The 1306-nt window shown below is 58.3% G+C and carries 1 protein-coding gene; it reads right to left on the minus strand.

Features of this window, described 5'->3' with window-relative positions; all coding sequences use genetic code 11:
* Positions 1 to 34: 34 nt before the first annotated feature.
* Complete coding sequence (locus LOL23_RS18905; protein WP_237174136.1) at positions 35 to 1225, minus strand: ISL3 family transposase; 1191 nt, start codon at positions 1223 to 1225, stop codon at positions 35 to 37.
* Positions 1226 to 1306: the final 81 nt, after the last annotated feature.

Raw genomic sequence — 1306 nt, forward strand, 5'->3', positions numbered from 1 at the left:
GGCTCTTCCCCACAAACGGGGGATAGGGCATTCATCAGACACGGCTAATCACACCGTTCCAGCCGCACAGGGCCAAGACCCGCATGCGGTAATTCTCGAAGTTCCTGAACCCGAACGCACGACGCGAAATCATCTCCATCTTGGTGTGGAATCCTTCAGTGATTCCGTTCGATTTGGAGAAGCGCCACATGCGCACGATGGGTTCCAGCCACGATGTTAACGTAGCCGCCAGCGCCCTGGCCGGACTGGCCGCCAACTGCTCGATCAGGCTCAGCAGTATGGGCAGCATCTGCCTGGCACGTTTGGCCTTGACCGTCTTCATGACAAGTAGGCCATTTAACTGCTGCTTGGCAAAATAAAGAGATTGAAGCACCGGATATTGCTCCAGATACTGATGCAGCCGAACCTTCTGCAGTTCATCGAGCTTCCAGTGGTGGCGGCGCATGAGGCTGAGCAGCCCGCGATGTCTTCTACCCTCTGGATCCTGGGCTTGCCACAGCTTCAGGAAGTGCTGGTTGACCAGGCGCACCACATGAAAGCGATCGGCCACAATCTGGGCGTTCGGAAAGTACTTGCGCACGATCTGGCGATAGGTATCGGACAGGTCCATCACCACCACCTTGACCTTCTCGCGCCCGGGTAAACGGCGCAGATAGCGTCTCAGGCTCGGTTCCGAGCGCCCCAGCACCACATCAAAGACCTTGTGGTTCTTCAAGTCCACCAGCGTCGTGGCGTAGCCCTTCTTGCGGCTAAAGAAGTGCTCATCGATACCCAGCACCTGCGGGCAGCTTCGGTCCGACATCTCCGAGACGCGCTGCTTCACAAAAGACTGATACCAGCGCTCGACCGTGGCGCTGCCTATGCTGTGGGTGAGCGTGAGCTTGCGCTGGCTCACTCCGCCTTCATGGGCCTCGAATACCTCCAGGCGATACGCCTCGGTGGCGCACAGGCGCGGGCGGATGCCCGCGAACCGATGACGGAAATACCGGTTGCACTGCGTGCAGTGGTACTTGGGCACGCTCAGGTGCAGCACCATGAGCTGGTTGCCTTGGCGGGTGTGCTTGACGGTGCGCTGGTGGGTCGCCTTGATGCGCACTGGTTCGTGCCGGCAATGCACACAGGCCGGCCGCCTGGCAGGCCTGGCCCAGACGTGAATGTCGCGGCGGCGCTCCACCCGGTCAATGACTAAATCTCTGATTCCCAAGATAGAATTGAGTGGGGACATCGGTATTGCTTCCATTAGAAATGTTCTTCGCAAAAACAAGTCTAATGAATACCGCTTGTCCCCCGTTCATGATGTAGAGCC

The organism is Paracandidimonas lactea (genome assembly GCF_021653995.1).
GTDB lineage: Bacteria > Pseudomonadota > Gammaproteobacteria > Burkholderiales > Burkholderiaceae_B > Allopusillimonas > Allopusillimonas lactea.

Excerpts from the sequence above, each read along its gene's own strand:
- LOL23_RS18905 (WP_237174136.1), bottom strand. The coding sequence starts at position 1,225 with ATGTCCCCACTCAATTCTATCTTGGGAATCAGAGATTTAGTCATTGAC.